Origin of the sequence: Acetivibrio saccincola (assembly GCF_002844395.1) — a bacterium.
Lineage (GTDB): Bacteria > Bacillota > Clostridia > Acetivibrionales > Acetivibrionaceae > Herbivorax > Herbivorax saccincola.
On the sequence record NZ_CP025197.1, the window covers coordinates 224,799 to 241,493 of the forward strand.

Sequence of the window (16,695 nt, forward strand, 5' to 3'; positions counted from 1 at the left end):
GGTGTGCTGAAACAGGGTGGTACCACGTGGGATTAAAACCCTTCGTCCCTGCAAATAATGTTTGCATGGAGGAAGGGTTTAGTTTTTCTTAAAAGGGAATTATAAATTAAAAGAAGGTGTTGATTATGAGAATTTCAGGAGCACAGGCAATAGTAAAGTCGTTGGAAAATGAAAATGTGGATATCATTTTTGGATACCCGGGAGCAGCTATATGTCCCTTTTATGATGCATTAGTGGATTCCAGGATCAAACACATACTTACAAGATCTGAGCAAGGGGCGGCTCATGCAGCGAATGGATATGCCAGGGTAACTGGTAAAACAGGTGTATGCGTTGCCACATCGGGTCCCGGAGCTACTAATCTTATTACAGGAATTGCAACAGCATATATGGATTCAATACCTATGGTTGCAATTACAGGTCAGGTATCATCAGAGCTGGTAGGCCGTGACGTTTTTCAGGAAGCGGATATAACAGGTGCAACAGCTTCCTTTTGCAAACATAGTTACCTTGTAAAAGATGTGAACAAATTACCAAGAATAATCAAAGAAGCTTTTCATATAGCCTCTACAGGAAGACCAGGACCTGTAGTTATAGATATACCTGTTGATATGCAGACAAAGGAATTGGATTTTGAATACCCTGAAGATGTTGATATCAGGGGATATAAGCCAAAGTACAAAGGTCACTACCTTCAAATAAAGAAAGTTGCAGAAGCTATATCTGAAGCAAAAAGACCTATTATATGCGCAGGTGGCGGAATAATAAGGGCAGATGCGGCAAATGAACTTGTAGAACTTGCAGAAAAATGCAATATACCTGTAACAACTACACTTATGGGAATTGGTTCAATACCATATGACCATCCGCTAAATTTAGGAATGCTGGGCTCTCATGGGGTATATGCTGCAAACTATGCCATCCACAGGGCAGATTTATTAATTATCATGGGCGCAAGGGTTGGAGACAGGGCAGTAGGTGCCCCTCATAAAATAGAAGACAATGCCAAAGTAGTTCATATTGATATAGACCCGGCAGAGATAGGCAAAAACATCAGGGTAGACATACCTGTTACAGGTGATGTAAAACTTGTATTGCAGCAGCTTATAAATATGGCAGAAAAAGCAGATTCAGATGAATGGGTAAACAAGATAAAAGAAATAAAAGAAGAGCGCAAATTAAATGCAGAGGTTAAAAGTGAATCCGGTTTTATAAATCCTAAATATCTTCTGTCCATGTTGACAGAGTGCATAGATGAAAACACTATTATTACAACGGAAGTCGGGCAAAACCAGATTTGGGCTGCAAACTGGGTAGGGATTAAAAAACCGGGCAAATTCATAACCTCCGGTGGTATGGGTACAATGGGCTATGGATTGCCTGCCGCAGTAGGCGCAAAGGTGGGGCAGCCTTCGGAAAAAGTTATTTGTATATCAGGTGACGGTAGTTTCCAAATGTCCATGAATGAGCTTGGAACTATGAAGCAAAACGGTATAGGGGTTAAAATTATTTTGTTTAACAATTCAAGGCTTGGGCTTGTACGTGAAATACAAAGGCAAAGGTATTGCGGTCGTTATTCACAAGTGTTTTTAGACGGGAATCCGGATTTTATAAAGCTGTTTGAAGCATATGAATTTAAAGGCAGAAGAATCAGCGATAATTCCCAGATTGAAGAGGCACTAAAAGAAATGCTTTCAGACGACAAGCCGTATCTTTTAGAATGTATAACAAACCCTGAAGAGCCGACGCTGTAGATTAAATACAGTGGATTTAAAGAATTTATTCAGAACAGAATAACATTAACAGGCATATTGGGTTTATTATAAAATTTATTAAAAACTATGTAAAATATATATGCGTTTAAAGTATATATGTGGGAAATTTTATTTGAAGGAGGTATATTAATGGGAAAGCATATTCTATCGGTTTTAGTTGAAAACCACCCGGGGGTTTTGTCCAGGGTAGTGGGACTGTTTAGCAGAAGAGGATTTAATATTGACAGTTTGGCAGTTGGTGTTACAGAAAATCCTGAAGTTTCAAGAATAACCATTGTTGTAGATGGTGACGAGTACATTGTTGAGCAGGTTAGCAAACAGCTTAATAAACTTGTTGATGTAATAAAAATAAAGAGACTCCGCAAGGAGGAATCTGTAGAAAGGGAGCTTGTGCTTATAAAGGTTGAAGCTGATGCTTCCACAAGGTCAGAGATTGTCCAGATTGTAAAAATATTCAGGGCTAATATTATTGATGTATCACAGGACACATTGACAATTGAAATTTCCGGAAGCACCAACAAGGTGGCGGCTCTAGAAGACATGCTAAAACAGTTTGGCATTAAAGAAACTGTTAGAACAGGTACAATTGCTCTCGAAAGAGGCAATAAACATATAAGAGTTAACAATAATGATGAGGAGTGATTTGTAAAATGGCGAAGATGTACTATGAAAGTGATTGTAATTTAGGATTATTGAAAGGAAAAACTGTGGCAATTTTAGGATATGGCAGCCAAGGTCATGCTCATGCACAAAACTTAAAAGACAGTGGGGTAGAGGTTGTTGTTGGATTGCACCCTTCATCTAAAAGCAGGCAAAAGGCAATTGATGACGGGCTAAAAGTGGTTGATACCGCTGAGGCTGCAAAGATTGGAGATTTAATAATGCTTCTTGTTCCTGACCAGGTTCAGAAGCAGATTTATGAAGAGTGTATAAAAGACAATTTACAGCCTGGTAATGTATTGATGTTTGCTCACGGTTTTAACATTCACTACAATCAAATCCAGCCACCTGAAGATGTGGACGTTATAATGGTTGCACCTAAAGGACCTGGTCACACTGTGAGAAGCCAGTATGAGGAAGGAAAAGGTGTACCTTCACTAATAGCTATACATCAGGACGCTTCCGGAAAAGCTAAAGATTATGCTCTTGCATATGCAGCAGGAATCGGTGCCGGCAGGGCTGGTATCATCGAAACAACATTTAAAGAAGAGACAGAAACCGATCTTTTTGGTGAGCAGGCAGTACTTTGCGGTGGTGTTAGTGAACTTATGAAGGCTGGTTTCGAAACATTGGTAAATGCAGGATATCAGCCTGAAATAGCTTATTTTGAGTGCATACATGAGATGAAGCTTATTGTAGACATGGTAGTACAGGGCGGTCTCTCTTATATGAGATACTCAATCAGTGATACAGCAGAGTATGGAGACTATATTACAGGTAAGAGAATTATAACTGAAGAGACCAGAAAGGAAATGAAAAAAGTACTTGAAGAAATACAAAACGGTAAATTTGCTTCAAACTGGATTTCTGAAAACAATTCAGGTGGAAGGGCTAACTTCCTGGCAATGAGAGCTATTGAAAGGGAGCACCAGGTGGAGAAAGTCGGGGCTGAGCTTAGAAAAATGATGAGCTGGCTGAAAAAAGCCAAATAAAAGCCAATCAAAAGCTAAATAAAAAACAGCCGGCTAAAAAAAGGTAAGAGATAAGAATAAAGGGACAAATGGATAAGAGCAATAAAAATATAAAAGTATAGAGATAAAAAGCAATAGAGGCTAAATGTATAAAACAAAAAGAGAAATATGTAAAAGTAAAAGAGATATACGGTTTGCGAAGAAATATTTTTTCTTCGCAAACTAAAATAAAGTTTATACAAAAACTATATAAAGCTTATACAAAAGCCTTATAAATTATACAAAAGGCTGATAGCTTAAATAAATTAAAATTACTTAAATGAACTAAAATTATTTATATATTTTAAAGCTATTTATAAATATGAGATTGAAAGTGTGAAATTGGAGGTATCTATATGTCAAGAAGAATAAAGATATTTGATACGACACTTAGGGACGGGGAACAAACACCGGGGGTTAATTTAAATATTAATGAAAAACTGGAGATTGCAAAGCAATTGGAGAGACTTGGGGTGGATGTTATAGAAGCCGGATTTGCCATTGCATCTCCCGGGGATTTTAAAGCAGTAAAGGCAGTTGCTGAAAATGTGAAAAATGCCACTGTTGCAAGCCTTGCAAGAGCATTGGAAAAGGATATTGACAGGGCATGGGAAGCTGTTAAAGAGGCAGAAAATCCTTTAATACACACTTTTATTGCAACTTCAGATATACATTTGAAGTATAAACTTAAAATGACCGAAGAAGAAGTCCTTGAAAGGGCTGTAGCAATGGTTAAATACGCTAAAAAATACTGTAGTCATGTTGAGTTTTCAGCGGAAGATGCCAGCAGGACCAGACCGGAATTTTTGTTTAAAGTTTTGGAAAAAGTAATAGACGCAGGGGCTGTTGTTGTTAATATACCTGATACTGTGGGTTATGCAACACCTATTGAATTTGGAAACTTAATAAAAGCAATCAAAGAGAATGTGCCCAACATTGACAAAGCAGATATTAGTGTCCACTGCCACAATGACTTGGGATTGGCTGTAGCAAATTCATTGTCTGCTATATTAAACGGGGCTACCCAGATAGAAGGTACAATAAACGGTTTGGGTGAAAGGGCAGGTAATGCAGCGGTTGAAGAAATAATAATGGGCTTGGAAACAAGAAAGGACTTTTACAATGTAACTCACAATTTTGACACAACACAGATATACAGAACAAGTAAATTGGTTTCAAGCCTGACAGGTGTTAAAGTTCCGCCAAACAAGGCAATAGTGGGTTCTAATGCCTTTGCCCATGAGTCAGGAATTCACCAGCATGGCGTTTTAGCTGAAAAGACCACTTATGAAATAATGACCCCTGAATCCATAGGACTTTCTACAAACAGAATGGTATTAGGAAAGCTTTCAGGACGTCATGCTTTTGAAGAGAGACTTAAAGAACTTGGGTATAATAACCTTACTGATGAGGAAATACAAAAGGCCTTTGAAATGTTTAAGGATTTGGCGGACAGGAAGAAAACCGTTACAGACAAGGATATTGAAGCCTTGATAGGTGCGAAAGTATCAAAAGTACCTGAAGTATACGAATTGGAAAGCTTTCAGATTACCAGCGGAAACAAAAGCGTTGCAACTGCTACCATTTCACTTAAAAAGAGTGAAGAAATTATTACAGAGGCTGCAACAGGCGATGGTCCTATAGATGCCGCATTTAATGCAATGGAAAGAGTAGTTGGAATGAACTTCAAACTTGAAGATTACTTCTTAGAATCTGTAACAGAGGGTAAAGACGCATTAGGTGAGGTTACAGTGAAAATTTCCAAAGATGATATAGCGGTTCTGGGACGGGGAATAAGTACTGACGTTATAGAAGCTAGTATAAAATCCTACTTGAATGCAATCAACAAGATAATCAGCGAGGAGAAATTATTAGGAGGGAAGTAAATTTGAAAAGAATTTATATATATGATTCCATCCTCAGGGATGGGGCACAGGCCCAAGGGATCTCCTTTAGTGTTGAGGACAAATTGAAAATTGTTAAAAAATTAGACAGTATGGGCGTAAGTTATATTGAAGCAGGAAACCCGGGTTCAAACCCTAAGGATTTGGAGTTTTTTGAAAGGGTAAAAAAGCTGGATCTCAAACACTCAAAAATCGTAGCTTTTGGAAGTACCCGCAGGGTTAATGTTTCTGTGGAAGAGGATGCAAATGTCCAGTCCCTTTTGAGGGCAGACACACCTGCTGTAGCAATATTTGGCAAGAGCTGGGGATTCCAGGTTAAAGAAATTTTAAGAACCACATTAGAAGAAAATTTAAATATGATCCGGGACACTGTAGTTTTCTTCAAAAGCAAAAATAAAGAAGTGATATTTGATGCTGAGCATTTTTTTGACGGATATAAAGAAGACCCTGAGTATGCCATGAAAGCCCTTAAAGCTGCCTCTGAGGGAGGTGCTGACTGCTTATGTCTTTGCGATACAAATGGAGGAACATTCCCTGACGAGATATATGAAATAACATCCAGGGTGGTAAAAGAGTTTAAAGAGGATATTGGTATACACTGTCACAATGATACCGGTATGGCAGTTGCAAATTCCATTATGGCAGTTAAGGCAGGAGCTGTCCAGGTGCAGGGGACTATGAACGGATATGGAGAAAGAACAGGTAATGCAAACCTGACTACAATAATACCCAATTTGCAGTTAAAGCTTGGATACAGCTGTATATTGGAAGAAAGTATTTCAGAGTTCACAACAATATCCAGATACATTAGCGAAATTGCAAATGTTTTGCACGACGACAGAGCTCCTTATGTGGGTAATTATGCTTTTGCCCACAAAGCAGGTATGCATGCTGATGCCGTAAATAAAAATCCTTCTGCATATGAGCATATAGCCCCTGAAGCTGTTGGAAATACAAGGATGTTCCTCATATCAGAGGTTGCAGGAAGAGGTGCTCTGCTAAACTTTATAAATACCTTTGACAAAACCATTACAAAAGATTCACCTTATACTAGAGAGATATTGAAAAAAGTTAAAGAAATGGAATTTAAAGGTTATCAGTATGAAGGGGCAGAGGGTTCTTTAGAGCTTATAATACGCAAGATATTAGGTAAATATAAGTCTCATTTTGAATTAGGAGAATTTAAAGTGTTGGTAAGTGAGCCTCCTATTAGTAGTGCCAATTCCTCTGCAATAATAAAAATCAGTGTGGATGGCCAGGAGGAAATGACAGCTGCTGAAGGAAACGGTCCGGTAAATGCTTTGGACAATGCCTTAAGAAAAGCTTTAAAGAGATTTTATCCTCAAATAAAAGATATGAAGCTTACAGACTACAAGGTAAGGGTGCTTGACTCTGATTCTGCAACAGCTGCAAAGGTTAGGGTTCTGATTGAGTCAACAGATGGAAAAGATGTGTGGACTACAATAGGTGTATCGGCGGACATTATTGAAGCCAGCTGGCTGGCATTGGTTGATTCAATTGAATATAAACTCATTAGGGATGAATTGGGACAGTCGGAATAACAACCAAGGATAATCACATAGCCAGAATAATCACATAGCCAAGATAATCAAACAGCCAAGATAATCAAACAGCCAAGATAATCAAACAGCCAAGATAATCAAACAGCCAAGATAATCGCATAGCCAAGACAATCAAGCAGCCAAGATAATCACATAGCCAAGATAATCAAACAGCCAGGATAATCAAACAGCCAGTATAATCAAATAACCAGTATAATCAGGGCAATCAGAACAATTAAAAGGAGGCAAACCTATGTACCCGGATATTATAAATGAAAGTGTTGAAAAAAACAAAGATAATGAAGAAGAATTGGCGGAACACCGGAGACTGGAATTACAGCAGCTTAAGGAACAGCTTAAAGAGTGGGAGATACATTTTTTTGACCTTATTAAGGAATCACCCAAACAAGAAAGTGCACGCCTTATGGTATCCCAGGTGGTAAGGTTTATACTTTCCAGGAGGGGAATGTTGGAAAAAACTAAAGAAAGCAAGACCTTGCCAATGGATGAAATAGAGAAATATTTAAAAATACCGAGGAAGAAAATAGAGACAGTTCAAAAATATATAATAGCCGTTTTACTGATATGTACAGGAGACTTTCATTTAATAAAAGAGCATGTAAATTTTATAAACGGTATGTAAAGGCAAAAGCCCCGATGTTAGTTTAAACATCAGGGCTTTTTTGATTAGGGTTTTTCTTGGGCTATATATAGTTAGACGTATATAGCTATTATTATATGTGTATTATTATTTTTTTATTTGTTTTAATTCAGGTCTTAAAACTATAGTTGCCAGAGGTGGTACAGTAAGGCTTATGGAATACGACCTGTTGTGGAAAGGCTGGTCTTCTGCTTTTAATGGTTCAAAGTTTCCTACATTACTTCCACCATATTTTTCCCAATCGCTGTTAAAAATTTCTGTATATTCAGCATCAAAAGGTACTCCTATACGGTAGTTGTGGTGTGGGACAGGAGTGAAATTAGATAAAAATATCAAACAGTCACGCCAGTCCTTACCCTTTCTTATAAAGGATACTATGCTGTGTTCCCTGTCATTGCAGTCTATCCACTCAAAGCCTTCATAGTTGAAATCAACTTCATATAAAGCCTTTTCATTTCTATACAAGTGATTTAAGTCTTTTACATAGGTTTGCATTTTTTTATGCATGTCATAGTCAAGTAAAAACCAGTCTAAACTTTGTTTATAATTCCATTCAATAAACTGAGCAAATTCACCGCCCATGAATAAAAGTTTCTTTCCGGGATGTCCATACATATATCCATAGCAGGCACGCAGTCCTGCAAATTTTTGCCAGTAGTCCCCGGGCATTTTTTCTATCATTGAACACTTTCCATGTACCACTTCGTCATGGGAAAGAACCAGTATGAAGTTTTCTGAAAAAGCATACATAAGTGAAAATGTTATAAGATCTTGATGGTACTTGCGGTATATAGAGTCCATACTCATATAGCGTAAAAAGTCATTCATCCAGCCCATATTCCATTTGTAGGAAAATCCTAGACCTCCTACATAGGGGGGCTTGGTGACAAGAGCCCAGGAAGTAGACTCCTCAGCAATCATCATAACCCCCGGATAATAGCTGAATACCGTGGAATTTAACTGGCGCAGGAACTCTATGGCATCAACGTTTTCTTTTCCACCCCAGCGGTTAGGTATCCATTCCCCGTCCTTTTTACCGTAGTCTAGATACAGCATTGATGCAACCGCGTCAACCCTGAGTCCGTCTATATGGTATTTGTCAAGCCAGAATAGTGCATTTGATATTAAAAAGTTTCTGACTTCATGTCGTCCATAGTTAAATATATGGGTACCCCAGTCGGGATGTTCTCCCTGCTTTTGATCGTAGTGCTCATAAAGAGCCGTCCCATCAAATCTTGCCAAACCATGTCCGTCCTTTGGAAAGTGTGCAGGTACCCAGTCAAGGAGTACGCCTATTCCGTTTTGGTGGCATTTATCTACAAAATACATAAAGTCCTTTGGCTCACCATATCTGCTTGTTGCAGCATAATAGCCTGTTATTTGATATCCCCAGGAGCCGTCAAAGGGGTGTTCTGCCACAGGAAGAAGTTGAATATGTGTGTATCCCATTTCCTTTACATATTCTACTAATTGATCTGCCAACTCCCTGTATGTATAAAAACCGTTTTCGTCATTTGAAACCCTTTTCCATGAGCCTAAGTGAACTTCGTATATGGAGACCGGTTTATCAAAATTATTTTCCTTGTCCCTTTTCTTCATCCACTCATGGTCATTCCATTCGTAGTTTTCAAGATCGTACACTATGGAAGCGGTATTTGGCCTTAGCTCAGCATAAAAGGCATAGGGATCACTTTTAACGTACAATTCATCGTGAGGGGTTTTAATTTCATATTTGTATATATCCCCTTCTTTAACGCCGGGAATAAATAACTCCCAAACGCCGGATGAACCCCTGGCTCTCATGGCATGTCTTCTGCCGTCCCATTGGTTAAAGTCTCCCACAACACTTACACGTTTTGCACAAGGGGCCCACACTGCAAATAAGGTACCCTGAATGCCGTCTATAGTCATTAGATGGGCACCTAATTTTTCGTATATTTTGTGGTGATTGCCTTCATTGAAAAGGTGTAAATCAAAGTCCGTCAAAACAGGCAGGAAGCTATAGGGATCGTAGGTAGAAAAGGTGTGTCCCGTATCATCTGTCACTTCTAAAATATACTTGAAAAAATCCGATCTGCCCTCTAACAAAACTTCAAAGAAACCTTTTTCATCCACTAAGTCCATATTGTACTTTTCACTGCTAGAGATATCAATTACGTTTATTTCTTTGGCGTTTGGATAAAAAGCACGTACTACAACGGAGTCTTCATGTTCTAAGTAGTGCATACCCAAAACACTGAAAGGATCCGGGTGTTCAGCATTAATAACTCTTAAAACTTCATCATAATTTGCAGTTGTTTTTACCATAATTCATACCTCTTTTTTTGTATTTTTTTTAGTATAAGCATTATATTTTTTTATTATTAATATTAAACAAATCCAAATAGTAAAGAATAAGGTTTTGCTTGATAATAAAGGGACAAATAACCGATTTTTTATGAACAACTAGAACGGGTTTAATGACAAAATATTACATCGTATTTAAATTTATTTATCACCAAGTATAATAATACCACATTTTAAGTGGACATTTCAAATATATTTTATTATTTTTTTATATTATTTGCAAAAAAAATTATTTTATTTTAAAATACACAATAAATATTATATGCAAATGAAGCGAAAATATTCTCTATAAATACACTTATATAAGGGTTTGGTGTTTAATATGAAATTAATAAAAAACGGATTGGTGTTTTATGATAATAATAGTTTTGAGAAAAAAGACATATTAATTAAAGATGGTAAAATTGCAGATATCAGAAGGGGTATATCTAAAAATGGGTGTGAAGTTATAGACGCTGAAGGTTTTTGGGTTTTGCCGGGTTTTATTGATATACATACCCACGGGGGTGGGGGATACGACATAATGAATTCAAAATGCCGGGAACTTGAAAGCTTGTCCCGTTTTTTTGTATCAAAGGGTGTGACGGCTTTTTTGCCGGCGGTAATGACTGCTCCTTTAGAAGATATGATGAATGCAGTAAGAAATATAAATCAATATATAAATAAGATAAATAAGCCATCTAAAAATAAAATCCCCGGTGCCAAAATAATTGGCATTAATATGGAAGGACCTTTTATAAGCCAAAAGTACAAGGGGTCACATCCAAAAGAGCATATAATTCCACCCTCTGTCTCCCTATTGGAAAGGTTTATACATGAATCAGGGGGAAATATAAAAATAGTAACAGTTGCCCCTGAGGCAGAAAATGCAATTTCCTTTATAGAACATTTTAAAAGAAGGGGGATAGTTTTTTCTGCAGGGCACACAGGAGCGGACTATAAAGTGGCTGCGCATGCTTTTGAAAAGGGATTTAGCCATGTGACCCACCTCTTTAATGCCATGGCCGGCATCCACCACAGAGACCCCGGTATTGCAGGTGCAGCTTTAGAAAGAGATAATATAACTGTAGAGCTTATATGCGACGGGGTTCACATTGACCCTGCAATGATAAAAATAGTTTTAAAATGTAAACCTATAGACAATATAGTTTTAATAACAGATTCTATAATTGCCGCAGGCGCCGGAAATGGTGAATACTCTTTTGCAGGAAAAGAATTGTACATTGAAAATGGATGTGCAAAGCATAAAAACGGGGTTATAGCAGGAAGTGTTGTTACCATGATTGACATATTTAAAAACATGGTTGGAAGGTGGGGGGTTCCTATTGAAAACTGCATAAAAATGACCTCTGCAAATGCTGCAAAGGTAGCAGGGATTTATCATAAAAAAGGAAGCCTTACATGTGGTAAGGATGCTGATATTATAATTATGGATAAAAAATTAAATTTATTGGCAACCATAGCAGAAGGAAATATAGTATACAGAGCTTAAACTTAAAGTATGAATCTACCGTTTAAAGTGTGGATATACCGTCTAAATATATTATCTGGATATACTATAACCCCATTTCCTTCATATACAATTTGACACAGTTCCTGCCCGCCTGTTTTGCCTTATAGAGAGCTACATCGGCGGTTTTTAAAAGGGTTTGTTTATTTGTTGCAAACATTGGGAAAGCACTGACCCCAAGGCTGCAGGTTATATTTGGAATCTGGATGTTGTTGATTTTAGGCATAGGTTCTAAAGCAACTGACTCCCGGATTCTTTCGGCAATAGCCATAGCCGTCCCGGTATCTGTAGCAGGTAAAATAGCTACAAACTCTTCTCCACCGTATCTTGCCACCAAGTCAGTTCTCCTGAGGCATCTTAATATAACCTGTGAGAACACCACAAGCACTTCATCACCGGCTGCGTGACCGTATGTGTCATTAATGCGTTTGAAGTGGTCAATGTCAAGCATAATGATGCTTAATTTACTTGATGTTTCAATTTGATTTTCCAGGTACTGTTCAAGGAAACTTCTATTATATAATTTAGTGAGTTTATCTGTGGTTGCCTTTTTGTTAAGCTGGTGAAGTGTCCTCTTACTGCTTATTATCGGTTTGGCAACTTCAATGTATGATTTTAATTTAGATATAATTGTATCGTCAAAGAAATACCTGGATTTTGTGTAAAGCTGAAGTATTCCCAGTGTGAGATTCCCATTAGTTATAGGCAGACAGACATAACTTCCTGTTTTGTGTTCAGGAAGCTGGAAAGCACATGTTATGTCAGTGGCAATATTTTTTACATAACATTCACGCCCATATTTTATTAAAGGACAGTATCTGGGTTCCATCCGGCAAAGGGGCATTCTTTCATTTGTTATCCTTTGCCATGTAATATCATTAACTGACCTGTCATTTCTGTAAAACAATGTAACATGATTAACTAAATGCATATTCCTTACAAAAGTATATAAAGTTTCATACACTTCTATTTCAGAAGATGATCTATGTAAAACGTCGGTAAAGTTTTTAAAATTCTTCAATTCCTTAGCATGAGCATGTTGCTTTGACAAAATAGTTAATAATATACCTAAAATTATAACAATAACTAGATATAAAATTCCCGAATATATAGTAGCAAGCAATGTTAAGCTTAACTTGACATTGTTGCTGCACCAGTCAAAAACAATATAAGTAGGAACAGAGAGAGCTATAGCAGCAAGTATTGCTATAATTGTCAGGCTAAAGGTTCCTAAGCGTTTTTTCAAAGGAGACTTTTTAAACACATCATCACCCTTCCCGTAAGGATGTTTAGCATTACAAATTAGCTAAATATTCACAAAAATGCAAAGTACGTATAGTAGCGGATAACTTGTAATGATTAACTTTTAATCTCGAAAGATGCTAAGAAAATCAAACACAATGTCCTGTTCTTTGTCGGTTTAACAAAAGCAACTAAAACATTAACTCCCCCAGATAGATACTTGCCAGTTTACATTTTATATTTTTATTGTGATACTACTATAATAGCACACAACTTGGTTTTTGGAAACAGTTTTATAAACCCATTATATAGCAATAAATTCTAAAGTGCTGAATTTACAGCTTTTTAGCAGTATTTTTTAAAATAAAATTTTTTATTTTTGTAATATATATCGGAAATTTTAGATTTTTATTTATTTTAAAAAAATCATTTAAGGTTAAAATCATATAAGGAGAAAAAATATTCAGGGGAAAATCGCAAAAATAAGTTGCAATACAGGTAATTATATGATATAATCTTACCTCGTGGAATCCTTGCCCTGTTCTTTGAAAACAGGGCCGTTAGTCCGGGAGGAGGTGAAGAAGGTGTTAAGAAAATATGAAAGTATTTTTATTGTCAATCCTGAATTAGATGAAGAAGCGACTAAATCCATAATTGATAAAATTAAAAATTTAGTAGAGTCTGAAGCAGAATTAGAAAACATTGACGAATGGGGAAAAAGAAAGTTAGCCTATCAAATTAATTACCACAGCGAAGGATATTATGTGTTGATGCATTTTGTAGCTAAACCGGAATTTATCCAAGAGCTTGACAGAGTGTACAAAATAACTGAAGAAATTATCAAGTATATTATTGTTAAAAGAAAAGACTAAGGTGATATTATGAATAAAGTTATTTTAATGGGCAGACTTACAAAGGATCCGGAAATGAGGTACACAAATACAAACAATATTCCGGTTTGCAGTTTCAGCTTAGCTGTGGACAGGCGTTTTTCCAGGCAAAATGAGGAGAAACAGACGGATTTTTTTCCTATCGTTGCATGGAACAAAAATGCGGAATTTTGCTCTAAATATCTTCAAAAGGGCAAGAAGATAGTAGTGGTAGGAAGGCTTCAGACAAGAACATGGGACGATAATGAAGGAAAAAGACATTATATAACTGAAGTTATTGCAGAAGAAACTTATTTTGCCGAGAGCAAAAAAGCAGAAGGTTCTTATAATGTTGATGATTACAGCCCTATGGCTGTATCTGAACAGCCTTCTGAAGGATTTGTTCCCATTGATGATGACGATGAACTGCCGTTTTAAGAGATCAGATATATTGTTTGTAATATTTCTTTTGCAAGGTTACAGTTGTTTTGGAAATTAGGAAGGAAAGGAGGAGCATTGAATAATGACAACTCAGAAAAAGGATAAGAGCAGCAAGGATGAAAACAGGGCTTTAAAAATAAGAAGAGCTAAGAAAAAAGTTTGTTCATTTTGTGCTGAAAAGACAGTTGTAATAGATTATAAAGATATCGCAAAATTAAGAAAGTTTCTTACTGAAAGAGGAAAGATTCTGCCAAGAAGGATTTCCGGAAACTGTGCGAAACATCAAAGGCAAATGACAACTGCTATAAAAAGAGCAAGACATATTGCACTGTTGCCATATACTTCAGACTAGAATGCTGTTCACCTTAGGATTATATAATCCTGAAATTGTGCAAATTCTTTTGATAAAATACAACAACTCATTAAGAAATCGCAAAGGTCCTTCGGACTGGCTGTTAAGGGCGTGTGTAGCACGAGGACAGCCAGGACAAAGGACTTTTTTATTATTGTGGGGTATGAAGGTAATTCCCTTAAGTTCAGCAAGATTTAAAATAGAATATAAAGCAGGTAGTAGATTTAGGCAAAAAGATTTTGAAAATGCTCCAGGAGGTATATAATATGGAGCAAAAGTAAAATGACATATATATAAATTGCAGATACTTTAAATGAAACTATCCCTCAAAAATTGGGATAAAGTTTGTATGTATGGTGAAATAGGAGATGGAGTAAGAGAAGCGTATTTTTATTTTCTTTTGCCGTCTTCTGTATTGTCTTTTCCGCATATAGAGATAAGAGAAGCATTCAGCTCCCCTCCCAGAAGTATTATAACACTTATCCAGTAAAGCCATATAAGGAGAATGATAATTCCCCCGATACCTCCGTACATATTGGAGTAATTGCTATAATTGTTAACGTATATGGAAAAGAGCAGGGAAACAATTATCCAGCCTGATGTTGAAAAAATAGCACCAGGAATAACTTCTTTTAAACTTGGGGGATTATTGGGTGTGAAACGGTACAAAAGAGAAAATACAATGGTCATAGAGGAGAAAGTAATTATATACCGTGTAATATTCCACACTCCAATGAAGAGATGGGAAATACCAAGAAATTGAAATATCTTTTTACCCACAATTTCACCAAACACCAAAAGTACCAGGGAAAAGAGAATTGCAATTGCCAAAAAAAGAGTGGCAATAATGGAAATACCCCTGACTTTCCAAAAGGACCGAGATTCTTTCTGGTTAAAAGCCTTATTTAAACCGCTTATAACGGCGTTCATCCCATTTGAAGACATCCATATAGTTGTAATCATACCAATTGGCAAAAGGGTGCTTTGGCGGGAGGCAATAGCCTGGTTAATTGTATTTAGCACAATATTATAGGATACCTGGGGCAGTGTGTCTGAAAAAAAAGCCATAAGTTTTTCACTATTTACCGGAGTATAGCTTATTAGGGTAAGCAAAAAAATCAAAAAAGGAAAAAAAGATAAAATAAATGAATATGTAAGCTGCGATGCAAAAGCAGGGATGTTGTTATCTTTAAAGCGTGAATACATTCTCTTTATAACTGCAAACAGGGTATTATTTGTGTTAAGGAAGAACATTTATACAGCACTCCTTTGAAAAATCTATATTTATTATATATCTAAATTTAGTATTATAACACCTTAATTCACATATAATTTTTTAAATTGTTGGAATATAGGTATTTCTTTGATAAAATAAATATTAGATAGATTTAAATTGCCAGACAGATTCAAAATGTGGAAAGAGGTGTATTTAATTTGAAGGTAAGAAAAGCAATAATACCTGCAGCAGGTTTAGGCACAAGGTTTTTGCCCGCTACAAAAGCACAGCCGAAAGAGATGCTGCCTATAGTGGACAAGCCGACAATCCAATACATAGTAGAGGAAGCAGTTAAATCCGGAATTGAAGACATAATAATTATATCAGGAAGGAATAAAAGAGCTATAGAAGACCATTTTGACAAATCATATGAGCTGGAACACGAACTTAAAAATAAAGGAAAAAGAGAACTTCTCAGTTTAGTGCAGGATATTTCAAATTTAGTGGATATACACTATATACGGCAAAAGGAAGCCAAAGGATTGGGACATGCTATTTATTGTGCCAAATCTTTTATAGGAAATGAACCTTTTGCTGTTTTATTAGGTGACGATATTGTAGATTCAGAAGTTCCCTGCTTGAAACAAATGATAGATATATACAATGAATACAAAACCACTGTTTTAGGTGTTCAGACCGTCCCGGATGAAGATGTTTCAAAGTATGGAATTGTAGCATGCAGACCGGTGGATGACAGGGTGTATAAAGTAAAGGATTTGGTGGAAAAACCCGAAAAGTCAGAGGCACCGTCTAATGTAGCCATTCTTGGAAGGTACATAATCACACCTCAAATATTCAAACATCTTGAAAACGCAAAGCCGGGAAAAGGAGGAGAAATCCAATTAACCGACGCTTTAAAAAACCTTATAGGGGAAGAAGCTATATATGCTTATGACTTTATTGGAAAGCGCTATGATGTGGGAAATAAACTTGGATTTTTAGAAGCAACGGTGGAATTTGCCCTAAAAAGGGATGAACTAAAAGATGAATTCACCGATTACCTGAAAAGAATAGTGCAACAATTGTAAATATAAAAAGAACTTTTAAAAAAGGGCGGATTGTGGAAACTAATTTCATGCAAATACCG

15 protein-coding genes and 1 other annotated feature (1 of these 16 cut by a window edge) are annotated in these 16,695 nt (G+C 36.6%); of the genes, 12 read left to right on the plus strand and 3 right to left on the minus strand.

What is annotated here, in order from left to right; translation table 11 throughout:
• Positions 1-53: a binding site (T-box leader), on the plus strand (it extends 195 nt beyond the left edge of the window).
• Positions 54-125: 72 nt separating this feature from the next.
• The 6 genes from ilvB to HVS_RS01165 all read left to right on the plus strand — a co-directional run bounded on the left by ilvB (position 126) and on the right by HVS_RS01165 (position 7,554).
• The gene (gene ilvB, locus HVS_RS01140; RefSeq protein ID WP_101298629.1) at positions 126-1,754 is read left to right on the plus strand and encodes a biosynthetic-type acetolactate synthase large subunit; all 1,629 of its coding nucleotides are present in this window, start codon (positions 126-128) and stop codon (positions 1,752-1,754) included.
• Positions 1,755-1,904: 150 nt separating this feature from the next.
• Positions 1,905-2,417: an acetolactate synthase small subunit gene (ilvN, locus tag HVS_RS01145; RefSeq protein ID WP_101298630.1), complete on the plus strand. Its 513-nt coding sequence runs from the start codon at positions 1,905-1,907 to the stop codon at positions 2,415-2,417.
• 8 nt (positions 2,418-2,425) lie between these two features.
• On the plus strand, positions 2,426-3,427 hold the full coding sequence (gene ilvC / locus HVS_RS01150; protein WP_101298631.1) for a ketol-acid reductoisomerase: 1,002 nt from the start codon (positions 2,426-2,428) through the stop codon (positions 3,425-3,427).
• A gap of 374 nt (positions 3,428-3,801) precedes the next feature.
• Positions 3,802-5,331 carry a 2-isopropylmalate synthase gene (locus tag HVS_RS01155; protein WP_101298632.1) on the plus strand — a complete coding sequence of 510 codons (1,530 nt, stop codon included), beginning with the start codon at positions 3,802-3,804 and terminating at the stop codon, positions 5,329-5,331.
• A 2-nt stretch (positions 5,332-5,333) separates the two neighbouring features.
• The gene (cimA, locus tag HVS_RS01160; protein WP_101298633.1) at positions 5,334-6,911 is read left to right on the plus strand and encodes a citramalate synthase; all 1,578 of its coding nucleotides are present in this window, start codon (positions 5,334-5,336) and stop codon (positions 6,909-6,911) included.
• A 253-nt stretch (positions 6,912-7,164) separates the two neighbouring features.
• Positions 7,165-7,554, plus strand: a complete 390-nt coding sequence (locus tag HVS_RS01165) for a hypothetical protein (protein WP_101298634.1) — start codon at positions 7,165-7,167, stop codon at positions 7,552-7,554.
• Between the two features lie 105 nt (positions 7,555-7,659).
• On the opposite strand, the gene glgB is transcribed toward HVS_RS01165, so the two are convergent.
• A complete protein-coding gene (gene glgB / locus HVS_RS01170; protein WP_101298635.1) occupies positions 7,660-9,879 on the minus strand; it encodes a 1,4-alpha-glucan branching protein GlgB in 2,220 nt (739 codons plus the stop codon).
• Positions 9,880-10,240: 361 nt separating this feature from the next.
• On the opposite strand from glgB, the gene nagA reads away from it, so the two are divergent.
• Positions 10,241-11,410 (plus strand): N-acetylglucosamine-6-phosphate deacetylase, encoded by a 1,170-nt coding sequence (nagA, locus tag HVS_RS01175; RefSeq protein ID WP_235827381.1) that lies wholly within the window; start codon positions 10,241-10,243, stop codon positions 11,408-11,410.
• A 64-nt stretch (positions 11,411-11,474) separates the two neighbouring features.
• On the opposite strand, the gene HVS_RS01180 is transcribed toward nagA, so the two are convergent.
• Complete coding sequence (locus HVS_RS01180) at positions 11,475-12,692, minus strand: sensor domain-containing diguanylate cyclase (protein ID WP_101298637.1); 1,218 nt, start codon at positions 12,690-12,692, stop codon at positions 11,475-11,477.
• A gap of 562 nt (positions 12,693-13,254) precedes the next feature.
• Between HVS_RS01180 and rpsF the strand changes: the two genes are divergently transcribed.
• From rpsF to HVS_RS01200, 4 genes are all read left to right on the plus strand, one after another.
• Positions 13,255-13,542, plus strand: a complete 288-nt coding sequence (gene rpsF / locus HVS_RS01185; protein ID WP_101298638.1) for a 30S ribosomal protein S6 — start codon at positions 13,255-13,257, stop codon at positions 13,540-13,542.
• A gap of 9 nt (positions 13,543-13,551) precedes the next feature.
• Positions 13,552-13,977 (plus strand): single-stranded DNA-binding protein, encoded by a 426-nt coding sequence (locus tag HVS_RS01190; protein ID WP_101298639.1) that lies wholly within the window; start codon positions 13,552-13,554, stop codon positions 13,975-13,977.
• Positions 13,978-14,062: 85 nt separating this feature from the next.
• The gene (gene rpsR / locus HVS_RS01195; RefSeq protein ID WP_101298640.1) at positions 14,063-14,332 is read left to right on the plus strand and encodes a 30S ribosomal protein S18; all 270 of its coding nucleotides are present in this window, start codon (positions 14,063-14,065) and stop codon (positions 14,330-14,332) included.
• A gap of 1 nt (position 14,333) precedes the next feature.
• On the plus strand, positions 14,334-14,597 hold the full coding sequence (locus tag HVS_RS01200) for a hypothetical protein (RefSeq protein ID WP_101298641.1): 264 nt from the start codon (positions 14,334-14,336) through the stop codon (positions 14,595-14,597).
• Positions 14,598-14,722: 125 nt separating this feature from the next.
• Here the strand turns inward: HVS_RS01200 and HVS_RS01205 are convergent, their stop codons facing one another.
• The gene (locus HVS_RS01205; protein ID WP_101298642.1) at positions 14,723-15,586 is read right to left on the minus strand and encodes a YihY/virulence factor BrkB family protein; all 864 of its coding nucleotides are present in this window, start codon (positions 15,584-15,586) and stop codon (positions 14,723-14,725) included.
• Positions 15,587-15,766: 180 nt separating this feature from the next.
• Here HVS_RS01205 and galU point away from each other — a divergent pair, with 180 nt between their 5' ends.
• Positions 15,767-16,636 carry a UTP--glucose-1-phosphate uridylyltransferase GalU gene (gene galU, locus HVS_RS01210; RefSeq protein ID WP_101298643.1) on the plus strand — a complete coding sequence of 290 codons (870 nt, stop codon included), beginning with the start codon at positions 15,767-15,769 and terminating at the stop codon, positions 16,634-16,636.
• Positions 16,637-16,695: the final 59 nt, after the last annotated feature.